This window comes from Stenotrophomonas sp. S4 (assembly GCF_054187805.2).
Genome location: NZ_CM196188.1, coordinates 2,156,539 through 2,178,268, shown reverse-complemented (window position 1 = coordinate 2,178,268; position 21,730 = coordinate 2,156,539). Strand labels below are relative to the sequence as shown.

The 21,730-nt window shown below is 67.9% G+C and carries 22 protein-coding genes; 10 read left to right on the top strand and 12 right to left on the bottom strand.

Annotated elements, in window-relative coordinates:
* Positions 1-64: 64 nt before the first annotated feature.
* The 5 genes from ACUZUJ_RS10230 to ACUZUJ_RS10210 all read right to left on the bottom strand — a co-directional run bounded on the left by ACUZUJ_RS10230 (position 65) and on the right by ACUZUJ_RS10210 (position 6,985).
* Positions 65-982, bottom strand: coding sequence for a 2,3-bisphosphoglycerate-independent phosphoglycerate mutase (locus ACUZUJ_RS10230; protein ID WP_014037058.1), 918 nt, complete (start codon positions 980-982; stop codon positions 65-67).
* Positions 983-986: 4 nt separating this feature from the next.
* Complete coding sequence (gene greA / locus ACUZUJ_RS10225) at positions 987-1,451, bottom strand: transcription elongation factor GreA (RefSeq protein ID WP_026347191.1); 465 nt, start codon at positions 1,449-1,451, stop codon at positions 987-989.
* An 8-nt stretch (positions 1,452-1,459) separates the two neighbouring features.
* Entirely contained in the window at positions 1,460-4,702 is a 3,243-nt protein-coding gene (gene carB / locus ACUZUJ_RS10220; protein ID WP_049444856.1) for a carbamoyl-phosphate synthase large subunit, read from the bottom strand.
* A 148-nt stretch (positions 4,703-4,850) separates the two neighbouring features.
* A complete protein-coding gene (gene carA, locus ACUZUJ_RS10215) occupies positions 4,851-5,978 on the bottom strand; it encodes a glutamine-hydrolyzing carbamoyl-phosphate synthase small subunit (RefSeq protein WP_042358678.1) in 1,128 nt (375 codons plus the stop codon).
* 335 nt (positions 5,979-6,313) lie between these two features.
* The gene (locus ACUZUJ_RS10210) at positions 6,314-6,985 is read right to left on the bottom strand and encodes a 4-hydroxy-tetrahydrodipicolinate reductase (RefSeq protein ID WP_510468086.1); all 672 of its coding nucleotides are present in this window, start codon (positions 6,983-6,985) and stop codon (positions 6,314-6,316) included.
* A 138-nt stretch (positions 6,986-7,123) separates the two neighbouring features.
* On the opposite strand from ACUZUJ_RS10210, the gene ACUZUJ_RS10205 reads away from it, so the two are divergent.
* From ACUZUJ_RS10205 to ACUZUJ_RS10190, 4 genes are all read left to right on the top strand, one after another.
* Positions 7,124-7,885: a 3-oxoacyl-ACP reductase gene (locus ACUZUJ_RS10205; protein ID WP_458220558.1), complete on the top strand. Its 762-nt coding sequence runs from the start codon at positions 7,124-7,126 to the stop codon at positions 7,883-7,885.
* 4 nt (positions 7,886-7,889) lie between these two features.
* Positions 7,890-8,285, top strand: a complete 396-nt coding sequence (locus tag ACUZUJ_RS10200) for a MerR family transcriptional regulator (protein ID WP_458220559.1) — start codon at positions 7,890-7,892, stop codon at positions 8,283-8,285.
* A 55-nt stretch (positions 8,286-8,340) separates the two neighbouring features.
* Complete coding sequence (locus tag ACUZUJ_RS10195; RefSeq protein ID WP_458220560.1) at positions 8,341-8,922, top strand: NAD(P)H-dependent oxidoreductase; 582 nt, start codon at positions 8,341-8,343, stop codon at positions 8,920-8,922.
* A 115-nt stretch (positions 8,923-9,037) separates the two neighbouring features.
* Positions 9,038-9,499, top strand: coding sequence for a DUF4304 domain-containing protein (locus ACUZUJ_RS10190; RefSeq protein WP_432591750.1), 462 nt, complete (start codon positions 9,038-9,040; stop codon positions 9,497-9,499).
* 64 nt (positions 9,500-9,563) lie between these two features.
* On the opposite strand, the gene ACUZUJ_RS10185 is transcribed toward ACUZUJ_RS10190, so the two are convergent.
* From ACUZUJ_RS10185 to ACUZUJ_RS10175, 3 genes are read right to left on the bottom strand one after another with little or no spacing between them, the layout of a single operon-like run.
* Complete coding sequence (locus ACUZUJ_RS10185) at positions 9,564-9,818, bottom strand: DUF6587 family protein (protein ID WP_458220561.1); 255 nt, start codon at positions 9,816-9,818, stop codon at positions 9,564-9,566.
* The gene (gene feoB, locus ACUZUJ_RS10180) at positions 9,818-11,683 is read right to left on the bottom strand and encodes a ferrous iron transporter B (protein ID WP_458220562.1); all 1,866 of its coding nucleotides are present in this window, start codon (positions 11,681-11,683) and stop codon (positions 9,818-9,820) included. The genes ACUZUJ_RS10185 and feoB overlap by 1 nt, the downstream gene beginning before the upstream one ends.
* Complete coding sequence (locus tag ACUZUJ_RS10175; protein ID WP_005409473.1) at positions 11,680-11,934, bottom strand: FeoA family protein; 255 nt, start codon at positions 11,932-11,934, stop codon at positions 11,680-11,682. Before ACUZUJ_RS10175 ends, feoB begins: the two co-directional genes overlap by 4 nt.
* Positions 11,935-12,053: 119 nt before the next feature.
* Here ACUZUJ_RS10175 and ACUZUJ_RS10170 point away from each other — a divergent pair, with 119 nt between their 5' ends.
* From ACUZUJ_RS10170 to ACUZUJ_RS10145, 6 genes are all read left to right on the top strand, one after another.
* A complete protein-coding gene (locus ACUZUJ_RS10170; RefSeq protein WP_458220563.1) occupies positions 12,054-12,842 on the top strand; it encodes an enoyl-CoA hydratase/isomerase family protein in 789 nt (262 codons plus the stop codon).
* A 2-nt stretch (positions 12,843-12,844) separates the two neighbouring features.
* Positions 12,845-13,246 (top strand): VOC family protein, encoded by a 402-nt coding sequence (locus ACUZUJ_RS10165; protein ID WP_458220564.1) that lies wholly within the window; start codon positions 12,845-12,847, stop codon positions 13,244-13,246.
* On the top strand, positions 13,243-14,139 hold the full coding sequence (locus ACUZUJ_RS10160; RefSeq protein ID WP_458220565.1) for a hydroxymethylglutaryl-CoA lyase: 897 nt from the start codon (positions 13,243-13,245) through the stop codon (positions 14,137-14,139). The genes ACUZUJ_RS10165 and ACUZUJ_RS10160 overlap by 4 nt, the downstream gene beginning before the upstream one ends.
* 100 nt (positions 14,140-14,239) lie before the next feature.
* Complete coding sequence (locus tag ACUZUJ_RS10155; RefSeq protein WP_014037045.1) at positions 14,240-15,010, top strand: SDR family oxidoreductase; 771 nt, start codon at positions 14,240-14,242, stop codon at positions 15,008-15,010.
* A gap of 49 nt (positions 15,011-15,059) precedes the next feature.
* Entirely contained in the window at positions 15,060-15,626 is a 567-nt protein-coding gene (gene yeiP / locus ACUZUJ_RS10150) for an elongation factor P-like protein YeiP (protein ID WP_005409468.1), read from the top strand.
* On the top strand, positions 15,616-16,152 hold the full coding sequence (locus ACUZUJ_RS10145) for a hypothetical protein (protein ID WP_101765377.1): 537 nt from the start codon (positions 15,616-15,618) through the stop codon (positions 16,150-16,152). The genes yeiP and ACUZUJ_RS10145 overlap by 11 nt, the downstream gene beginning before the upstream one ends.
* A gap of 47 nt (positions 16,153-16,199) precedes the next feature.
* Here ACUZUJ_RS10145 and ACUZUJ_RS10140 read toward each other — a convergent pair whose 3' ends face one another.
* From ACUZUJ_RS10140 to ACUZUJ_RS10125, 4 genes are all read right to left on the bottom strand, one after another.
* Positions 16,200-16,895, bottom strand: coding sequence for a COG3650 family protein (locus tag ACUZUJ_RS10140; RefSeq protein WP_049444833.1), 696 nt, complete (start codon positions 16,893-16,895; stop codon positions 16,200-16,202).
* Between the two features lie 83 nt (positions 16,896-16,978).
* Positions 16,979-17,371, bottom strand: a complete 393-nt coding sequence (locus tag ACUZUJ_RS10135) for a nuclear transport factor 2 family protein (protein WP_049444831.1) — start codon at positions 17,369-17,371, stop codon at positions 16,979-16,981.
* Positions 17,352-20,501 (bottom strand): multidrug efflux RND transporter permease subunit, encoded by a 3,150-nt coding sequence (locus ACUZUJ_RS10130; protein ID WP_458220566.1) that lies wholly within the window; start codon positions 20,499-20,501, stop codon positions 17,352-17,354. The genes ACUZUJ_RS10135 and ACUZUJ_RS10130 overlap by 20 nt, the downstream gene beginning before the upstream one ends.
* Positions 20,502-20,537: 36 nt before the next feature.
* Positions 20,538-21,686, bottom strand: coding sequence for an efflux RND transporter periplasmic adaptor subunit (locus ACUZUJ_RS10125; RefSeq protein ID WP_049444827.1), 1,149 nt, complete (start codon positions 21,684-21,686; stop codon positions 20,538-20,540).
* Between the last annotated feature and the right edge of the window lie 44 nt (positions 21,687-21,730).

Below are 21,730 nucleotides of genomic sequence, written 5' to 3'. Positions count from 1 at the left end.
CGGCAACCCCGGCAAACATCTGGGGTCAGAGCCGTTTTCCGATGGAAAACGGATCCGACCCCGATCAATCGTGAAGCTGGCGCGGCTTCTTCCAGAACTGCCAGCGCTGGCCACGGTCCAGCTGGAACTGCAAGCCGTCCTCGAAATCCAGCACCAGCCGCTGCAGCTCGCCACGCTTCAACGCGGCCAGCAGCGGGCGGATCGCATCATTGCCGAGCTGCTGCAAAGAGCGCAGCTGGCGCAGGTCGACCAGTGCATCCACCGCCTGCTCACCATCCACGGCCACTCCGGCAGCCAGGGCCAGGCCCTGCAGCAGCGCATCGCGGCTGCGCACCTGTGCGTGCGGCGTACTGACCGACACCGGCATCACGCCGCCGCCCCAGAACCACAGCGAATTGATCGGCTGTTGTCCCTGCGCGGCGCGCTGCTGGTTCCAGGAATGGTTGTGCAGCAGCACCTGCGCCTCGGTCATCAGCGCCCGCCAGCGGCGGCCGCCCTCGCCTTCCGGCAGGTGCGAGAACAGGTCATCGCCCAGCACCTCGTCCGGACTGTCGAAATCCGGCAGGGCCAGGTCGATCGGAAGCCGCAGGTACCAGCGCGAAGGGTCCGGTGCGTCGAGCACGAACCCGGCATCGGCGAACAACGGCTGCAGCACCGGCAGCAGGGCCAGGCAGTCGGCCAGCGTCGGCCGCAGCGTTTCGCCGTAGGCCATCATCCGCGCGCCGTGCATGTCCGGCACCATGCAGGCCGGATCGGCACGCAGCCAACTGGCGCCCGCCGCATCGCCGACGTCGCGCTGGCGGGTCAACGCGGCCACCGGCCAGTGCGGCGCGGCGACCGTGAAATGGCGCGTCAGCTGCGCGCGTTCGCCCGGCGCGACCTGCACCGTCGTGGCGCGGCCGAGCGCACGCGCCACATCGTCCGGCAGCGCAGCCGCGGCAAAGCGGCTGCGCGCCGGCAACAGCAGGGTCGCCGTTGCCACTGGGTCAGTCCACGTAGCTGACGCTGACGATCTCGTACTCGCGCTGGCCGGCCGGGGCGTCGATCACGATCGAATCGCCTTCCAGCTTGCCGATCATCGCGCGTGCCACCGGCGAGGAAATCGCGATCAGGCCCAGCTTGATGTCCGCTTCCAGGTCACCGACGATCTGGTACTTCTTCTCTTCGTCGGTTTCCACGTCGGCCAGGGTCACGCTGGCACCGAACACCACCTTGGAGCCAGCGTTGAGCTTGCTCACGTCGATGATCTCGGCGTGTGACAGCTCGCCTTCCAGCTGCTTGATGCGGCCTTCGATGAAGCCCTGTTCCTCGCGCGCAGCGTGGTACTCGGCGTTCTCTTTCAGGTCGCCATGCTCACGCGCTTCGGCGATGGCGGCGATCACCTTCGGGCGCTTGACCGACTTCAGGTGATCCAGTTCGTCGCGCAGCTTCTGCGCGCCCTTCATCGTGATGGGGGCTCTCATGCATTCAACTCCTTGTGCAGCTCCTGCAGCGACCAGACGGGGCCGGTGCCACGGAATTCCAGTGAATCCACCAGCGCCTTGGCGCCGGCAATGGTGGTCGAGTAGGTGACGCGATGCTGCAGCGCCTCGCGACGGATCGAGAACGAGTCGTTGATCGCCGAACGACCTTCAGTCGTGTTGACGATGTAGACGATCTCACCGTTCTTGATCGAGTCGACGATGTGCGGACGGCCTTCGACCACCTTGTTGATGATCTCGCAGTCCATGCCGTGCTGCTGCAGCCATGCGGCGGTGCCACGGGTGGCGACCAGGCTGTAGCCACGCGCCAGCAGCGCCTTGGCCACCGGCAGCACGCGCTTCTTGTCCGGATCGCGGACCGAGACGAAGGCCTTGCCGACCGGCGGCGCCTTGATGCCTCCCGCTTCCTGCGCACGCGCGAAGGCAGCGTTGAAGGTGCGGCCGACGCCCATCACCTCACCGGTGGAGCGCATCTCCGGCCCGAGGATCGGGTCGACGCCCTGGAACTTGGCGAACGGGAAGATCGCTTCCTTCACCGAGTAGTAGTCCGGCACGATTTCCTTGGTCGCGCCCTGCTCGGCCAGCGTCTTGCCGGCCATGCAGCGGGCGGCGATCTTGGCCAGCGGCATGCCGGTGGCCTTGGACACGAACGGCACGGTGCGCGAGGCACGCGGGTTCACTTCCAGCAGGTAGATGGTGTCGGCACCTTCATCGCTGGTCTGGATCGCGAACTGGGTGTTCATCAGGCCGACCACGTTCAGGGCCTTGGCCAGTTCCACCACCTGGCGGCGCAGCTCGGCCTGGGTTTCAGCCGACAGCGAGTACGGCGGCAGCGAGCACGAGGAATCGCCCGAGTGCACGCCGGCTTCTTCGATGTGCTCCATTACGCCGCCGATCAGGACGTTGCCCTGCGCATCGGCAATGATGTCGACGTCGCACTCGACGGCGTTGTCGAGGAAGCGGTCCAGCAGCACCGGCGAATCGTTGGACACCTTCACCGCGTCGCGCACGTAGCGGGCCAGGTCGGCTTCGCCGTAGACGATCTCCATCGCACGGCCGCCCAGCACGTAGCTCGGGCGCACCACCAGCGGGTAGCCGATCTCGCGGGCCAGCAGCAGGGCTTCCTGGTCGTTGCGGGCGATGCGGTTCGGCGGCTGCTTCAGGCCCAGCTTGTCGACCAGCTGCTGGAAGCGCTCGCGGTCTTCGGCCAGGTCGATCGAGTCCGGGCTGGTGCCGATCACCGGCACGCCGTTGGCTTCCAGCGCGCGCGCCAGCTTCAGCGGGGTCTGCCCGCCGTACTGCACGATCACGCCCTTCGGCTGTTCCAGTTCGACGATTTCCAGCACGTCTTCCAGGGTCAGCGGTTCGAAGTACAGGCGGTCGGAGGTGTCGTAGTCGGTCGACACGGTTTCCGGGTTGCAGTTGACCATGATGGTTTCATAGCCATCCTCGCGCAGCGCCAGTGCCGCGTGCACGCAGCAGTAGTCGAACTCGATGCCCTGGCCGATGCGGTTCGGGCCACCGCCCAGGATCATGATCTTGTCGCGGTTGCTCGGCGCAGCCTCGCACTCGTCCTCGTAGGTCGAGTACAGGTAGGCGGTACCGGTGGAGAATTCACCGGCACAGGAGTCCACGCGCTTGTAGACCGGGCGCACCTTGTGCGCACGACGCAGCGCGCGGATGGCGGCTTCGTTGGTTCCGGTCAGCTGCGCTAGGCGCGCGTCGGAGAAGCCAGCGCGCTTCAGCTTGCGCAGGCGTGCGGCGTCCAGCGCGTCGATGCCACCGGCGGCGACGTCAGCTTCCGCAGCGATGATTTCCTCGATCTGGTCCAGGAACCAGTGATCGATGAACGACAGCGCGTAGATCTCTTCCACGCTCATGCCGGCGCGGAACGCATCGGCGACGAAGAACAGGCGCTCCGGGCCCGGCGCCTTCAGCTCGCGACGCAGGGTCTGCAGGTCTTCCTCGTTGCTCAGGTCCAGGCCGGTCGGGTCGAAGCCGACCTTGCCGGTTTCCAGGCCACGCAGCGCCTTCTGCACCGACTCCTGGAAGGTACGGCCCATTGCCATCACCTCGCCCACCGACTTCATCTGGGTGGTCAGGCGCGCATCGGCGGCCGGGAACTTCTCGAAGGCGAAGCGCGGGATCTTGGTGACGACGTAGTCGATCGACGGCTCGAACGAGGCCGGGGTCAGGCCACCGGTGATTTCATTCTTCAGTTCGTCCAGGGTGTAACCCACGGCCAGCTTGGCGGCGACCTTGGCAATCGGGAAGCCGGTGGCCTTGGAGGCCAGCGCCGAGGAACGCGACACGCGCGGGTTCATCTCGATGACGACCACGCGGCCGGTCTTCGGGTTGATGCCGAACTGCACGTTCGAGCCACCGGTATCGACGCCGATCTTGCGCAGCACGGCGATGGAGGCGTCGCGCAGGCGCTGGTATTCCTTGTCGGTCAGGGTCTGCGCCGGCGCCACGGTGATCGAGTCACCGGTGTGCACGCCCATCGGGTCCAGGTTTTCGATCGAGCAGACGATGATGCAGTTGTCCGCGGTATCGCGGACCACTTCCATCTCGAACTCCTTCCAGCCCAGCACCGACTCTTCCACCAACACTTCGGTGGTCGGCGACAGTTCCAGGCCGCGGCTGACGATCTCGACCAGCTCTTCGCGGTTGTAGGCGATGCCACCACCGCTGCCGCCCAGGGTGAAGCTGGGGCGGATGATGGTCGGGTAGCCGACGCGGGTCTGGATTTCCAGCGCTTCGTCCAGCGTGTGGGCGACGGCGGCGGTCGGGCATTCCAGGCCGATCTCACCCATGGCGACGCGGAACAGCTCGCGGTCTTCGGCCATGCGGATCGCTTCGCGCTTGGCGCCGATCAGTTCGACGTTGTACTTCTCCAGCACGCCGTGGTCGGCCAGGTCCAGCGCGCAGTTCAGCGCGGTCTGGCCACCCATGGTCGGCAGCAGCGCATCGGGCTTCTCCTTGGCGATGATCTTCTCGACCGTCTGCCAGTTGATCGGCTCGATGTAGACGGCGTCGGCCATCTCCGGGTCGGTCATGATCGTGGCCGGGTTGCTGTTGACCAGCACCACGCGGTAACCCTCGTCACGCAGGGCCTTGCAGGCCTGGGCGCCGGAGTAGTCGAACTCGCAGGCCTGGCCGATGACGATCGGGCCAGCACCGATGATGAGGATGGTCTTGAGGTCAGTGCGCTTGGGCATTTTCTTCTCTAAGTCAGTACAGCGTGACAAGGGGGGTGATCGCACGCTGTCGATCAGGAATCTTGATCCGCAGCGCCGCGCCAGCGGCAGCAGCGATGCGGGGTTTACGGTCCATCGCGACGCCACCGGCCGGCCGGCGGCGTACTGATCACGCCTTGGCCTGCTCCATCAGCACCACGAAGCGGTCGAACAGCGGACCGACATCGGTCGGGCCGGGCGACGCTTCCGGATGGCCCTGGAACGAGAACGCTGGCACGTCGGTGCGGGCCACGCCCTGGTTGGTGCCGTCGAACAGCGAGCGGTGGGTCACGCGCAGGGTCGCCGGCAGGGTCGCTTCATCGATCGCGAAGCCGTGGTTCTGCGAGGTGATCATCACCCGGCCGCTGTCCAGGTCCTGCACCGGGTGGTTGGCACCGTGGTGGCCGTGGCCCATCTTCATGGTCTGTGCGCCCGAGGCCAGGCCCAGCAGCTGGTGGCCCAGGCAGATGCCGAAGGTCGGGATCTTCACGTCGATGAAGGTCTTGATCGCTTCGATCGCGTAGTCGCACGGTTCCGGGTCACCCGGGCCGTTGGACAGGAACACGCCGTCCGGCTTCAGCGCCAGCACTTCGGCGGCCGGGGTCTGCGCCGGCACCACGGTCACTTCGCAGCCGCGCTCGGCCAGCATGCGCAGGATGTTGGTCTTCACGCCGAAATCGTAGGCCACGACCTTGAACTTCGCCGGCACGCTGACAAAGGCATTGGCATCCAGGTCCAGCTGGCCCTCGGTCCAGGTGTAGGTCTTCTCGGTAGTGACGACCTTGGCCAGATCCATGCCCTTCAGCCCCGGGAACTTGCGGGCGGCTTCCAGTGCCTTTTCCACGTCGATGTCACCGGCCATCAGCGCACCGTTCTGCGCGCCCTTCTCGCGCAGGATGCGGGTCAGCTTGCGGGTGTCGATGCCAGCGATGGCGACCACGCCACGCTGGATCAGCCAGTCCTGCAGCGACACCTGGCTGCGCCAGTTGCTGGGACGGCGCGGAACGTCGCGCACGATGAGGCCGGCCGACCACACCTTGGACGCTTCATTGTCCTGGTCGGTCATGCCGGTGTTACCGATATGCGGATAGGTCAGCGTGACCATCTGCCGGGCGTAGGACGGGTCGGTCAGCACTTCCTGGTAGCCGGTCATGGCGGTGTTGAACACCACCTCACCGACGGACAGGCCGGGCGCGCCTACGGATTCGCCCTCGAATACGGTGCCGTCTTCGAGGACGAGGATTGCGGCTTGGGTCACGGGAATCTCACTTTGGCTACCGAGGGGGCTGCCGAAGTCACGCCTGCGCTTCACGGAAATCCGGTTGCAAAAAAGCGCGGACGTACGGTCTGGGACCGGTCCGGCTTTCGTGATTCGGCGAGTGCGAATTGTAGCGCTGCCGGGGCGCTCGCGCCAGCGGTTATCGCGCATTGTAAACAGGCGATTGCGCATTCATTTCAATCCGGCGGCGTATGCGGGCCGGAGGCGGGGTCGGATCCTTTCCCGGATGGGAAAGGCTCTGACCCCAGGCGCCCTCGGATGGGGTCAGAGCCCTTTCCGCTGGAAAGGGATCCGACCCCAGGAATCAGCCCGCCTTACTGCAGCAGGTCCCGCACCCGATAGCTGCCCGGGGCCCGGCCCTGCAGCTGGCGGGCGGCGAACAGGGCGCCGCGGGCGAAGATGTCGCGGTTGGTGGCCCGGTGCACCAGCTCGATGCGCTCGCCCGGGCCGGTGAACTGCACCAGATGCTCGCCGACGATGTCGCCGGCACGCAGGCTGGCGTAATGCGGCTCCGCCCCGCCCCGCTGCGCGGCCGCGCCCAGGGTCAGCGCGGTGCCCGACGGCGCGTCCTTCTTCTGCGTGTGGTGCGATTCGACGATGTCACAGTCCCAGCCGGCCAGCGCCTGCGCCGCGCGTTCCACCAGCTCGTCCAGTACCGCCACGCCCAGGCTGAAGTTCGAGGCCCAGACCAGCGGGATGGACGCCGCAGCGGCCTCCAACGCCTGCCGCTGCGCGCTGGAGATGCCGGTGGTGCCCGACACCAGCCCTGCACCCCGCTCCACGCACAACGCCAGCAGCGGGTCGAAACCCTCCGGCAGGCTGAAGTCGATCGCCACGTCGAACACCGGCGCGCCGGACAGTTCGCTGGCACCGAAGAACGGCACGCCGTCGACCACGCGCTGCGCCGGCGCACGGCCGGTCACTGCGGCCACGATCTGCAGGGTTTCGGGATGTTCGGCGGCCAGCCGCAGCAGGGCCTGGCCCATGCGCCCGGAGGCACCGTGAATAAGCAATCGCAGGGGAGTCTGGTTCATGCCTGCAGGCTAGCGGCAGCACGCCTGCTCCGGCAAGCGCCATCACTGCTACGCTGCATGCCCTTTCATGCAATGGATGGCAGCCCCCTCATGCAGATCAGCGAACAGCTGGTGCTGGTCACCGGCGCCGGCCGCGGCCTCGGCCAGCACATCGCCCGCGCGTTCGCGGCGCAGGGCGCGCGCGTCATCGTCAACTATCACCGCAGCGAAGTCGCCGCACGTGCGCTGGCCGCCGAGCTGGGCGGCCAGGCGATCGCGCTGCCGGCCGACGTCACCGACCGCGGCCAGGTCGATGCGATGCTGCAGCAGGCGCTGGGGCACTTCGGCCAGGGCGTCACCACGGTGGTCAACAACGCGCTGGCCGCCTTCTCGTTCAATGGTGATGCCCGCGACGGCGCTGCTGCCATCGGCTGGCCGGCGTTCCAGGCGCAGTTCGAGGGCAGCGTGCGTGGCGCGCTGAACACCGTGCAGGCCGCCCTGCCCGGCATGCAGGCCCGTCGCTTCGGCCGGGTCATCAACATCGGCACCAATCTGTTCCAGAACCCGGTCGTGCCCTACCACGACTACACCGCCGCCAAGGCCGCGCTGCTGTCGCTGACCCGCACCCTGGCCGGCGACCTCGGCCCGCATGGCATCACCGTGAACATGCTGTCCGGTGGCCTGCTGCGCACTACCGATGCCAGCGCCGCCACGCCCGAAGCGGTGTTCGACTACATCGCCGCAAACACGCCACTGCGCAGCGTCACCACCCCGGCCGAGTTCGCCGATGCCGCGCTGTTCTTCGCCAGCCCGTGGTCGCGCGCGATGACCGGGCAGAACCTGGTGGTCGATGGCGGACTGGTGCGGGACTGAGCCAATGCGCATTTCCGAGGTCAGCCGCCTGACCGGCGCCAGCGCCAAGGCCATCCGCCTGTACGAGGCGCGCGGACTGCTGCCGCCGGTGCCGCGACTGAACCGCTATCGCGACTACAGCGAACAGGATGTGGCCTGGGTGCAGTTGATCCGCCAGGCGTTGGCGCTGGGCATCACCCTGGCCGCAGTCTCCCGTCTGCAGGGCCGCGACGGACGGCTCGACTGGCCGGCGGTGCTGGCCTTGCTGGAACAGCAGCGCTGCCGCATTGCCAGCGAGCGGGCACGGCTGGCGCAGGTCGAGCTCCACCTGCAGCAGGTCAGCGACGAACTGCGGCAATGGCTGCACTCCGGCAGCAGTGACTGCGTGCTGGAACTCAGCGGCTGCACCCCTGGCGTTTGACTCTGTCCCTGGGGCAGACCCCAACCTTGCGCACATTCCATTGCCCGAGGTTGCCGTGTCCCGCTCCATCCTGATCCTGCTTGGCCATCCCGACCGCGACAGCCTGTGCGGCGCCCTCGCCCAGCGCTACGCCACGGCTGCCGAGAATGCCGGCCATCGGGTGCGCCTGATCGCATTGGGTGACCTCGAGTTCGATCCGGTGCTGCGCCATGGCTACCGCCAGATCCAGCCACTGGAAGCCGGCCTGCAGGACGCGGCGGATGCGATCGAGGCCTGCGATCATCTGGTGCTGGCCTATCCCACCTGGTGGGGTGCGATGCCGGCGCTGCTGAAGGGCTTCTTCGATCGCGTGCTGCTGCCGGGGTACGCCTTCCGCTACCGGCGCGATTCGGTGTGGTGGGACCGGTTGCTGGCTGGCCGCAGCGCGCGGGTGATCACCACGCTGGATACGCCGCCCTGGTATTACCGCTGGATCTACCGCGACCCGGGCATCACCCAGATCCGCGCCACCATCCTGGAATTCTGCGGCATCCGCCCGGTGCGGGTCAGCCGACTCGGTGCGGTACGCAGCAGCAGCCCGGCGCAGCGGGAACGATGGCTGGCGTTGGCAGCAGAGCTGGGTTCACGCGCCAGGTAGATCCACGCCATGCGTGGATGAAATACGGGCCACGTTCCAGTGTCGCGTTTGCCAATTGACCGCCAGGCACTGCGCCTCAAGGCTGTGGGCCCCGCTTCCGGCCCAGGCAAAGCCCATGAAATCCTCGACCGTCTTCAGCAAGTGCGCCCGGAAGACCGGCTTTGCCGGCACGTCGACGACCCGCTACCGCTTGCTGGATGCCGCCCTGCTTGTCGTCAATCACCAACGCGCCAGCGAAAGCCGGGGTTTCTATGTGAATGCCGGGCTCTACTTTCCAGAGCTGCTCGCGTATCCCCTCACGCCTGACGATCTTGAAACGGCTTTCCGGTACCGCTCCAGCATTCCCACGCCCCATGTCGACTGGCGGATCGAAGAAACGCCGGGCCTGCGCCGGGCGTTCATCCAGCAGGACCTTGACGACCTGCTGGAGGCCGGAAACCGTGACGGACTGAAAGGCCTGCTGCTTGATGCCCTGGCCGACGTGGCGGGCTTCGCGGCAGCCCATGGAAACCGGGAGTCGGTGCGGCGACTGAACCAGGACGGAAGTTTCCGCGCGATCATCCGTAGAGAGGTCTAGTAGATCCACGCCATGCGTGGATCCGGGAGCGTGCGAACCAAGGTTCGCACCTACCAAGGCAGAGTCAATGCTGTTTGGGCGGCGTCGGTCCGCAGCTGTCGCAACCGCCACAGGCACCACCACCGCCCGTCGCCGGCGGCGCGATCTTCCGCCCCAGCGCCTGCAGCCAGGCAGCGCGGCCCGGCTTCAGCAGGGCCAGCGCCAGTGCCCCGCGCAGCGTGCGCACGGTGCCCGGGAACTGCTTCTTCAGCACCACCCAGGCACTGACCAGCACGGCCACCGCGATGATCAGGTACTGCAGCAGCAGTCCACGGTCCATCAGCCGCCTCCCAGCGCCCTGGTCACCTGGCAGGTGATCAGCGCAGCCACGTAGGCCGCAGCAAACAGGTAGAACGCCGAGAAGGCCATCGTCTTCCACGAATTGGTCTCGCGCTTGATGGTGGCCAGCGTCGAGATGCACATCGGGGCGTAGATGTACCAGACCAGCAGCGACAGCGCGGTGGCCAGCGACCAGCCGTCGCTGATCAGCGGAGTCAGCGCCTGGCTGGCGGCATCGTCATCGGCCGCCGACAGCGCGTACACGGTCGCCAGCGAGGACACCGCCACTTCGCGCGCAGCCAGGCCCGGAATCAGTGCAATGCAGATCTGCCAGTTGAAGCCCAGCGGCGCGAAGAACACCGCCATCGCATGACCGATCTGGCCGGCGAAGCTGTAGTCGATCGCCGGCATCGTGGCGCCAGCCGGTGCCGCCGGGAACGACAGCAGTACCCACAACAGGATGGTCAGCGCCAGGATGATGCCGCCAACGCGCTTGAGGAAGATCATGCCGCGCTCGTAAAGGCCGACCGCCAGGTCGCGCACGTGCGGCAGGCGGTACGACGGCAGCTCCAGCATCAGCGGATGCTCGCTCTTGTCGCGGCGCCACTTCTTCATGATCCACGACATCGCCAGCGCACTGAGAATGCCCGCCGCGTACAGGCCGAACAGCACCAGGCCCTGCTGGTTGAACACGCCCCACACCGTCTTCTGCGGAATGAACGCACCGATCAGCAGCGCGTACACCGGCAGGCGCGCCGAGCAGGTCATCAGCGGCGCGACCAGGATCGTGGCCAGGCGGTCACGCGGGTCCTGGATGCTGCGGGTGGACATGATGCCCGGCACCGCACAGGCGAAGCTGGACAGCAGCGGGATGAACGAACGGCCGGACAGGCCGGCGGCCGCCATCATGCGGTCGAGCAGGAATGCCGCACGCGGCAGGTAGCCGGATTCCTCCAGCACCAGGATGAAGAAGAACAGGATCAGGATCTGCGGCAGGAACACCACCACGCCACCGACGCCGGCGATGATGCCGTCGGTCAGCAGGCTGGCCAGCGGGCCTTCCGGCAGCACGCTGCCGACGAAAGTACCGAGCCAGGCGAAACCGGCCTCGATGCCGTCCATCACCGGCGTCGCCCAGGCGTACACCGCCTGGAAGATCAGGAACATCACCACGGCGAGGCTGACCAGGCCGAACACCGGGTGCAGCAGCCAGCGGTCCAGCGCGTCGTCGATCTTCGCGGTCCGCGCCGGCATGCGCACGGCGACCGACAGGATCTCGCGCACCTTGGCATGGTAGTCGATGCCACCCTCCGGGCCCGGCACCGGCGCATCCAGGTGCGGAACCATCGCATCGAGGCGCTCGACCAGGGCCTTGGCGCCCTGCTTGCGCACCGCCACGGTCTCCACCACCGGCACGCCCAGCTCGCGCTCCAGCGCGGCCACGTCCACCTGGATGCCGCGGCGCTGGGCCGCATCGACCATGTTCAGGGCCACCACCATCGGCTTGCCCAGTTCGCGCAGTTCCAGCGCGAAACGCAGGTGCAGGCGCAGGTTGGTGGCGTCGATCACGCACAGCAGCACGTCCGGTGCGGCTTCGCCCGGGTAGAAGCCCCGGCACAGGTCGCGGGTGATCGCCTCGTCCAGGCTGGCCGGCTGCAGGCTGTAGGCGCCCGGCAGGTCAAGCACGGCGAATTCACGGCCGGACGGCGCGCGCAGGCGGCCTTCCTTGCGCTCGACGGTGACGCCGGTGTAGTTGGCGACCTTCTGCCGGCTGCCGGTCAGCTGGTTGAACAGCGCGGTCTTGCCGCTGTTCGGGTTACCGACCAGCGCGATGCGCAGGGGGGCGGTAGCGGTGGTAGCGGTCATGCACGTCGTTCCTGGCTGGCGGCGTCGACCACGACGCGCTTGGCTTCACTGATCCGCAGCGCGAACCTGGTGAACCCGACCTGCACCAGCAGCGGTTCGCCCCCCACCGGGCCCTTGGCCACCAGGCGCACTTCCTCGCCCTTCACGAAACCCAGCTCGCGCAGGCGACGGGCAATGGCATCGTTGGCATGCAGGTCCTGCACGGACTCGACCACGGCCGAGGTGTGCAGCGGCAGTTCGGACAGCGTCATCTAGCGTGTTCTCTGCTGGATGTAAATGGTTCTCGATTCTAACATTCCCGCGTCGCGTCATGGCCCATGACCAATGGCCCGCTATGATCCATACAGGTATGGAGTGACCCTGGAATCCCATGAACGATGCTTTGCAGATCGAGCGCAGCGGCGCCACCCTCACTCTCTGGCTGAACCGGCCGGAGCTGCACAACGCCTTTGACGCCAGCCTGATCGCCCGGCTGACCGCTGCGCTGGAGGCCGCCGGCCGCGATGATTCGGTCCGGGCCGTGGTGGTGGCCGGCCACGGCGCCTCCTTCTCGGCCGGTGCCGACATGCAGTGGATGCGCGGCATGGCCGCCGCCAGCGAAGCCGACAACCGCGAGGACTCGCTGGCGCTGGCGCGACTGATGCGCACCCTGGACGAGCTGCCCAAGCCGACCCTGGCCCGGATCCACGGCGCGGCCTTCGGCGGCGGCGTCGGCCTGGTCGCCTGCTGCGACATCGCCATCGCCAGCACCTCGGCCCGCTTCGGCCTGACCGAAAGCCGTCTGGGCCTGCTGCCGGCGGTGATCTCGCCCTACGTGATCGAGGCCATCGGCCCGCGCCAGGCGCGCCGCTGGTTCGCCACCGGCGAGCACTTCGACGCCGATACCGCACTGCGCATCGGCCTGGTCCACCAGCTGGTCGAGCCCGAGCGCCTGGACGAGGCGCTGGAGCGGCAGCTGGCCCTGCTCGACAAGGCCGGCCCGATCGCCTCGTCCACCGCCAAGCAGCTGGTCCGGCAGGTCCGCGACAGCCATGACCGCGACGCGCTGGATCGGGATAATGCCGCCCTGATCGCGCGCCTGCGGGTGTCCGCCGAGGGCCAGGAAGGCCTGGGCGCCTTCCTCGACAAGCGCGCGCCCCACTGGGTCACGGAAGCCTGAACATGCTCGATCATCTTGGTTTGACCAGCGCCGACCTGGCGCGCAGCAAGACCTTCTTCCTGCAGGCACTGGCGCCGCTGCAGATCGGCGTGATGATGGAAGTGACCGCCGAACAGACCGGCGCGCACGACCACATCGGCTTCGGCAGCGACGGCAAGCCGTTCTTCTGGCTCGGCAATGGCGGCACCGCCAGCCACGGCGTGCACGTGGCCTTCGCCTGCACCAGCCGCGACCAGGTGGACGCCTTCCATGCCGCCGCCCTCGCCGCCGGCGGCCGCGACAACGGCGCGCCGGGCCTGCGCCCGTGGTACCACCCCGACTATTACGGCGCCTTCGTGCTCGACCCGGACGGCAACAACATCGAGGCGGTCTGCCACCGCCCCGCCGACGAGGTGGCCGCATGAGCGACTACGTCCGCATCGTCGAGGTCGGCCCGCGTGACGGCCTGCAGAACGAAAAGCAGTCGGTGGCCACCGCCGACAAGATCGAACTGATCAACCGCCTGTCGGCCACCGGCCTGCGCAGCATCGAGGCGACCAGCTTCGTCAGCCCGAAGTGGATCCCGCAGTTGGCCGACGCCGCCGATGTCTTCGCCGGCATCCAGCGCCGGCCCGGCATCCACTACCCGGTGCTGGTACCGAACGAACAGGGCTACGACCGCGCCCGTGCGGTGGGCGTGGAGGAAGTGGCGGTGTTCACCGCCGCCTCCGAGGCGTTCAACCGTACCAACACCAATGCCGGCATCGACGAATCGCTGGCCCGGTTCGAGCCGATCCTGCGCCGCGCCGCCGCCGATGGCGTGCGCGTGCGCGGCTACGTCTCCACCGTGCTCGGCTGCCCCTACCAGGGCGAGGTGCCACTGGCCGACGTGGTCCGCGTGGCGCGTGCCCTGCACCAGATGGGCTGTTACGAAATCTCGCTGGGCGACACCATCGGCGTCGGCACCCCGCGCAAGGCACGGGCGATGCTGCAGGCGGTTGCCGCCGAGATTCCGATGGCGGCACTGGCCGTGCACTTCCACGACACCTACGGCCAGGCCATCGCCAACATCGCCACCTGCCTGGAAGAAGGCGTGCGCGTGGTCGACAGCGCGGTGTCCGGCGCCGGTGGCTGCCCGTATGCCAAGGGCGCCAGCGGCAACGTCGCCAGCGAGGATGTGGTCTACCTGCTGCAGGGCCTGGGCCTGGACAGCGGCGTGGACCTGCCGGCACTGGCCGAGACCGGCCGCTGGCTGGCCGGCCTGCTCGGCCGCGCCACCGCCAGCCGCACCGGGCAGGCGCTGGCCGCCGCCGGCTGACCGTTGCGCTGCGCCGCCCCGTAAAGGCGGCGCAGTGCACAACAGCGGCGGTCGCGGCTTCCGTTAGAATCGGCGGTTCTCGAACCTGCAGGACCGTTCAATGCAGCTGTCTTCCGTACGTGCCGTGATCACTGGCGGCGTTTCCGGCCTCGGCCTGGCCGTGGCCCAGCACCTCGTCGCCCAGGGCGGCAAGGTGGCCCTGTTCGACCTCAACGACGACAAGGGCGCCTCCGCCGTTGCCGGGCTGGGTACCGACAAGGCCCGCTATTTCAACGTCAACGTCAGCGATGAAGCGGCCGTCTCGGCAGCCATCGACCAGGCCCACGATTTCCTCGGCGGCCTGAACGTGGCGATGAACTGCGCCGGCATCCTCGGCGCCGGCCGCGTGCTGGGCAAGGAAGGCCCGATGCCGCTGGCCGGCTTCCAGGGCACGGTGATGGTCAACCTGGTCGGCAGCTTCAACGTGGCCAAGGCCGCGGCCAACCGCATGCAGCACAACGAAGCCGGCACCGACGGCGAGCGCGGCGTGATCATCAACACCGCCAGCATCGCCGCCTATGAAGGCCAGATCGGCCAGGCCGCCTATGCAGCCAGCAAGGGCGGCGTGGTGTCGATGACGCTGCCGATGGCGCGCGAACTGTCGCGCTTCGGCATCCGCGTCAACACCATCGCCCCGGGCGTGTTCTGGACGCCGATGGTGGATGGCATGCCCGAGGCGGTGCAGCAGTCGCTGGCCGCGTCGATCCCGTTCCCGTCGCGCCTGGGCAAGCCGGAAGACTTCGCCAGCCTGGTCGGCTTCATCCTCGGCAACACCTACCTCAACGGCGAGACCATCCGCCTGGACGGCGCTACCCGCCTCGCTCCGAAGTGATTCCCCCCGGGCGCCGGGACGGCGCCCTCCCCCAACGACCTAGATCACCATGAAAGCCAACGACATCAAGAAGGGCAACGTCGTCGAGTACAACAACGGCGTGTACCAGATCCGCGACATCGAGCGCAGCTCGCCGCAGGGTCGCGGCGGCAACGTCCGCTTCCGCTTCATCATGTACAGCGTGCCGGGCGGCAACAAGCTCGATGCCAGCTTCGATGCCGACGACAACCTGGTCGAGGTCGAACTGCTGCGCCGCCAGTCCACCTATTCGTACAAGGATGGCGATGCGTTCGTGTTCCTCGATGACGAGGACTACACCCCGTACACCCTGGACGCGGACGTGATCGGCGACGACGCCGGCTACATCACCGACGGCCTGACCGGCATCTACGTGCAGGTGATCGACGAGCAGCCGGTGGCGATCCAGCTGCCGGCCTCGGTGGTGCTGGAAGTGATCGAAACCCCGCCGGAACTGAAGGGCGGCACCGCCACCAAGCGCCCGAAGCCGGCCAAGCTCAACACCGGCATCGAGATCATGGTGCCGGAGTACATCGTCAACGGCGAACGCGTGCTGGTGAACACCGCCACCGGCGAATTCGCTGGCCGTGCCGACTAAGCGCCTTGCGCTGATCGGCTGCCTGTCCCTGCTTGCGGCGTGCTCGCCGCAGGCAGCGGACAACGCTGCCGACGCCACGCCGAAGGCCACTCCGGCCGTGACGGCCGCACCTGCGGTGGAGGCACCGGCCGCCGTCGAGGCCACCGCCAAAGCGGAGCCCGCTACCGACCTGACCTCAGGCGATGAAGAGCTGGACAAGGCACGTGCGGCTGCCGGTTGCCCGGTCCCAGGCGATGTGTACGACGCCGATGACGTGCGCATCTACTGCGCGATGCCGGCCGACGTGCAGGCCTTCCTCGCGCGCGAGAACACCTGCCAGCATTTCGCCGGCGAAGAGCCGTACGACGACGAGCGTCGCCGCGAACTGGAAGAGGCCAGCGTGAAGTACTGCGAGGGCCGCGAGAAGATCTTCACCGATCTGGTCGCGCGTCATCGCGGTGACTGCGCTGTCCGCGCAGCGCTGATCGGAATCAACACACGCTATGACCTGGACTTCGATCTCGACCTGAAGCCCTGCGGGGGCTGACCCCTCGATGATGTAGAGCCGAGCGTGGACTCGGCTCTACAGATGGCTTACGGCTGCTTCGCGCCGAAATTGCCACAACCGTGGTACTGGCGGGTGCCGATGGTCAGGTTCACCTTGGCATCGAATGCCTCGCCACTCATGTCGTCCTGGCAGGTGGTGCGCTGGAAGCTGAGCTTGACGTCGGTGCCATCAGACGCCTTGCCGCTCCAGCCGTCAGCGCCTTCGGTGGGTTTGGCCACATCGAAGCGACGCTCACCATAATCGACTTCCACCTGCAGGCCCGGCGCATCGCCATCAACGACTGCAAGCCAGCCGGGTTCATTGCCGGTGGCACGGAACGCGGCATTGCCGGCGCTGCCATCGCCTTCGGTGGCTTCGACCGCATGGCACTCGCGATCGGCTTCGCCCTTCAGGCTCAACAGGCCGTCATCGCTGCCCTTGGTCCAGAAGCTGTTGCCCTTGCCATCGCCGTACTTGGCACCCGACGCCGCACGCTCGGAGGTCATGGCGAAGGTGCGTTCGCCAATCACCACCGTGGCCGCATCCTCGCCGTTGAAGGTCGCGCGCACGCTCAGATCACCACACTGGTAAGTGGTCTCGCTGCCGGTACCGGCGCCGGCGGCCGGTTCGGGCGCGGCCGGCGGCGCGGCATCATTGCCGCTCGCGGCGGGCGGCTGTGCCGGCTGGCACGCGGCCAGCACCAACCCGAGGGAGGCTGCCAACAGACTGGGAACTACACGCATGGCTCGACTCCTTGTCGACACTACAGAGATCTTCGACCCTACCACCTGCCGGTGAGCGGGGCCTGAAAGCGGCCTGACCGCGCTCATGCGGCCAGCACCGCCATCGACAACAGCTGCGCACCGCTGCCGCCGGAACTGCAGGTCCAGACCCGCAGAAGGCGCAGCTTCAGCTCATGCTCCCGGCCCTGCTGCCGCACGGACAATCGCACGTCGCTGGACAGCAACGCCAGACGGCCACACAGCAGCGTTTCCACCGCGTACGACTGCAGGCTGCGCACCTGCAGGCTGCCGGCCAGCCAGTCACCCAGCCACGGCAGCTCGAGCATGCGCCCGCCCTGCCCGTCCATCATGAACAAGGCTGGCGATACCAGTGCAGTCAGCGCATCGTGATCATTCTCCAGCAGCGCCGCGCACAGGCGCTGCTCCAGCGCCAGCAACTGCCGCTCATGCAGGTCTTCAACGATATCCCGTTCCATCCACGGATCCTTCCGGCATCGGCCGGCGCCTGCGCAGGCGTTGCGCGATCCACTGCCGCGCGCCCTGCACCACTACATAGAAGACCGGCACGAAGAACACCGCCAGCACGGTCGCACTGACCATGCCGCCGAACACGCCGGTTCCGATCCCCTGCTGGGTTTCCTTCGACGCGCCCTGCGCCAGCATCAGCGGCACCACGCCCAGCGCGAACGCCAGCGAGGTCATCACGATCGGCCGCAGGCGCAGGCGCGCCGCCTCCAGCGCTGCTTCAACCAGGCCGCGCCCCTGCTGCTGCAGCTGCCGCGCGAACTCGACGATGAGGATCGCGTTCTTCGCCGACAGCCCGATCACGGTGATCATGCCGACCTTGAAGAACACGTCGTTGGGCATGCCGCGCAACAACACGGCGGCGACCGCGCCGAGCAGGCCCAACGGCACCACCAGCATCACCGCCAGCGGAATCGACCAGCTCTCGTACAGCGCCGCCAGCACCAGGAACACCACCAGCATCGACAACAGCAGCAGCCACGGCGCCTGCGCGCCCGACTCACGCTCCTGCAGCGACTGGCTGGTCCACTGCAGGGCGAAGCCGGACGGCAGTTTTTCGGCCAGCCGCTCCATCTCCGCCATGGCCTGGCCGGTCGACACCCCGGAGGCCGGGGCGCCGGACAGGTTCAGCGCCGGGAAGCCGAGGTAGCGCTGCAGCTGCAGCGGCGCCTCGGTCCAGTGCGGGGTCACCAGTTCGGACAGCGCCACCATGCCGCCCTCGCTGTTGCGCACGTACAGCTTCAGCACGTCCTCCAGTTCCATGCGGTGCGGCGCGTCGGCCTGCAGGATCACCTGCTGCAACCGGCCCTTGTTGGGGAAGTCATTGACGTACTGCGAGCCCATCGCAGCCGACAGCGTGCTGCTGATGTGTTCGAAGCCCACGCCCATCGCCTCGGCCTTGGCGCGGTCGATGTCCAGCCGCACGCTGGTGCCTGCAGGCAGGCCATCGGCATGCACCTCGGACAGCAGCGGGCTGGCCTCGGCCAGCTTCAGCAGCTGCTGCAGGGCCGCGCGCAGCTCGGCCTGGCTCTGCCCGGTACGCGCCTGCAGGGCGAGCGAGAACCCGGACGAACGGCCCAGGCTGTCGATCGCCGGCGGCATCACGCTCATCACCTCGCCCTCGGCAATCGTGGACATCGCCTTCTGCGCGGCCTCCACCTCGCCGGCCGCGGTGGCGCCTGCGCGCTCGCCCCAGTCCTTCAGCATGGTGTAGGTCAGCGCCGCGCTCGGGCCGGAGCCAGAGAAGCTGTAGCCAAGGATCGACTGATTGGAGCCGATGCCTGGGCGCGAGGCCACATGCCGTTCGTAGGCTTCGACCACGGCCAGCGTGCGCTCGGCGGTGGCTTCGGCCGGCAGCTGGATCGAGGTCATGAAATAGCCCTGGTCCTCTTCGGGCAGGAATGCGCCCGGCAGCCAGTGCAGGCCCAGCAGCAGCGCCACCACCAGTGCGGCGAACACGCCCATCACCCGCCCGCTTCGCCGCAGCACCGAGGCCACGCCACGCTGGTAGCGCCCGGTCATCTTCTCGAAGCCACGATTGAAGGCACCGAACAGCCCACCACGACCATGGTGGCCATGGGTGTTCGGGCGCAGCAGGGTCGCGCACAGCGCTGGCGTCAGGCTCAACGCCAGCAGCGCCGACAACAGGATCGACACCGCCATCGCCACGGTGAACTGGCGGTAGATCGCGCCCACCGAGCCGCTGGCCAAGGCCATCGGAATGAACACGGCGGTCAGCACCAGGGTGATGCCGATCACCGCACCGGTCAGCTCGCGCATCGCCTTGATGGTGGCCTCGCGCGGCGGCAGGCCTTCCTCGGCCATGATCCGTTCCACGCCCTCGACCACCACGATCGCGTCGTCGACGATGATGCCGATCGCCAGCACCATGCCGAACATGGTCAGCACGTTGATCGAGAAGCCCAGCGCCAGCATCACCGCGAAGGTGCCGAGCAGCGCGATCGGTGCGACCAGCGCCGGAATCAGCGTGTAGCGCCAGTTCTGCAGGAACAGGTACATCACCGCGAACACCAGCAGCATGGCCTCCAGCAGCGTCTGCACCACCTTCTGGATCGAGATCTTGACGAACGGCGCGGTGTCGAACGGAATGCTCGATTCCACGCCGCGTGGCAGCAGCGGCGCCAGTTCGGCCATGCGCTCACGCACCGCCGACGCGGTACGCACCGCGTTCGCGCCGGGACGCAGCTGCACGCCGGCGGCGGTGGCCGGATGGCCGTCCTCGCGGGTGCCCCAGGCATAGCTCTGCGCGCCCAGTTCAACGCGGGCGACATCGCCCAGCACCACCCGTGAACCGTCGGCCCCGGCACGCAGCACGATGGCGGCGAACTGTTCCGGCGTGGACAACTGGCCCTCGGCGCTGAGCGGCACGGTGATGCGCTGGCCTGGAACACCCGGCGAATCACCAATGCGTCCCGGCGAGATCTCCAGGTTCTGCTGCTCGATGGCGGCGGCCACATCGCCCATGGTCAGGCCGTAGCCGGTCAACCGGGTCGGGTCCAGCCACACGCGCATCGCCTGCTCGGCACCGAACAACTGCACGCGGCCGACGCCATCGATGCGGCGCAGCTCTTCGATGATGTTGCGCGCCATGAAATCGCCCAGCGCCGCCTCGCTGACGCTGGCGTCCGGCGAACGCAGGCCGACCAGCATCAGGAAGCCGGAATCGGCGGCCTCCACGAACAGGCCGTTCTGGCGCACGCTGCGCGGCAGGCGCGGCTCGATCGCCTTGATCCGGTTCTGCACGTCCACCTGCGCCAGCTCGGGGTTGGTACCGGGCTTGAACGTGGCGGTGATCGAGGCTTCACCGGAGGTGTCCACCGACGATTCGAAGTACAGCAGGTGCTTGACGCTGGACAGCTCGCGCTCGATCAGGCCGACCACCGCATCGTTCAGCGTCTGCGGGCTGGCACCCGGGTAGCTGGCATAGATGCTGACGCTCGGCGGCGAAACCGCCGGATAGCGCTCCACGGCGAGCTGCGGAATCGCCAACACGCCGGCCAGGATGATGAAGATCGCCAGCACCCAGGCGAACACCGGGCGATCGATGAAGAAACGTGCCATGTTGGATTTCCCTGGAGGGACCGGCCCGGGAAAGGCTCAGCCCTTGCTGCCGGCCTGCATCGCACCGGCGCTGGCGACCGGCCTCTGCCAGTCGCGCGCATCGACCACCACGCCTTCCTGCAGGCGCTCCTGGCCCTCGACCACCACCTTCTCGCCCGCCTTCAGGCCGGTACGCACCAGCCACTGGCGATCAACGCTGCCGTCCACCTCCAGCGTGCGGATCACCGCCTTGCCGTCGGCGCCGATCACCCAGGCGTAGGCCTGGCCGCCAGCACTGCGCAGCACGGCCTGCTGCGGCACGGTCAGTGCACTGGCCGGGGCACCGCGTGGCACCTTCGCGCGCACGTACATGCCGGGCAACAGCTGGCGCTGCGGGTTGTCGACCAGGATGCGCAGGATCACATCGCCGGTGCGTGCATCGACATTGATGCCGGAGAACAGCAGCTGGCCGCGCTCGGGGAGCGGCTTGCCGGCGGCACCGATGATCGTCACCGGCAGCTCGCCACCACCGGCGGCACTGCGCTGCAGCGACTCCAGCTGCGCCGCCGGCTGGCGCACGTCCACGTAGACCTGGTCGATCTGCTGCACCACCGCCATCGGCTCGGCATCGGCCACGCCCACCAGCGCACCTTCGGTGACCAATGCCTGATCGATACGGCCGGCAATCGGTGCGCTGACCGTCGCATAGCGCAGGTCGAGCTGGCGACGGGACAGGATCGCGCGCGCTTCATTCACCGCCGCGCGCGCCTGCTCGTACTCGGCACTGGCGTCGTCGCGATGCTGCTGGCTGACCGCCTGCGCGGCAGCCAGGGCGTGCAGGCGCTGCGACTGCACGCGACTGCGGCCCAGCGCCGCTTCACTGCGCTGCAGCGCGGCCAACGCCGAATCGACATCGGCGCGGAATGCTGCCGGATCGATCTGGAAAAGAGGCTGGCCGGCGGCCACTTCGGCGCCCTGTTCGAACAGGCGGCGCTGCACGATGCCCCCCACCTGCGCTCGGATCTGCGCGGTGCGCACGGCGGCCACGCGGCCAGGCAGTTCGTCGTCACGCTGCACCACCTGTGGGCCGACGGCGACTACGCTGACGCGGGGTGCGGCTTCCGGCGTGGCTTCGGGGGTGGAGCAGGCCGTCATGGCCAAGGCGAGGGCCGCGATCAACGCGACCGGAGTCCTGAAGGTTCTCATTGCTGTGCACAATGCCGCGCAGGCGGCTGAAAGGTTCTGAAGAA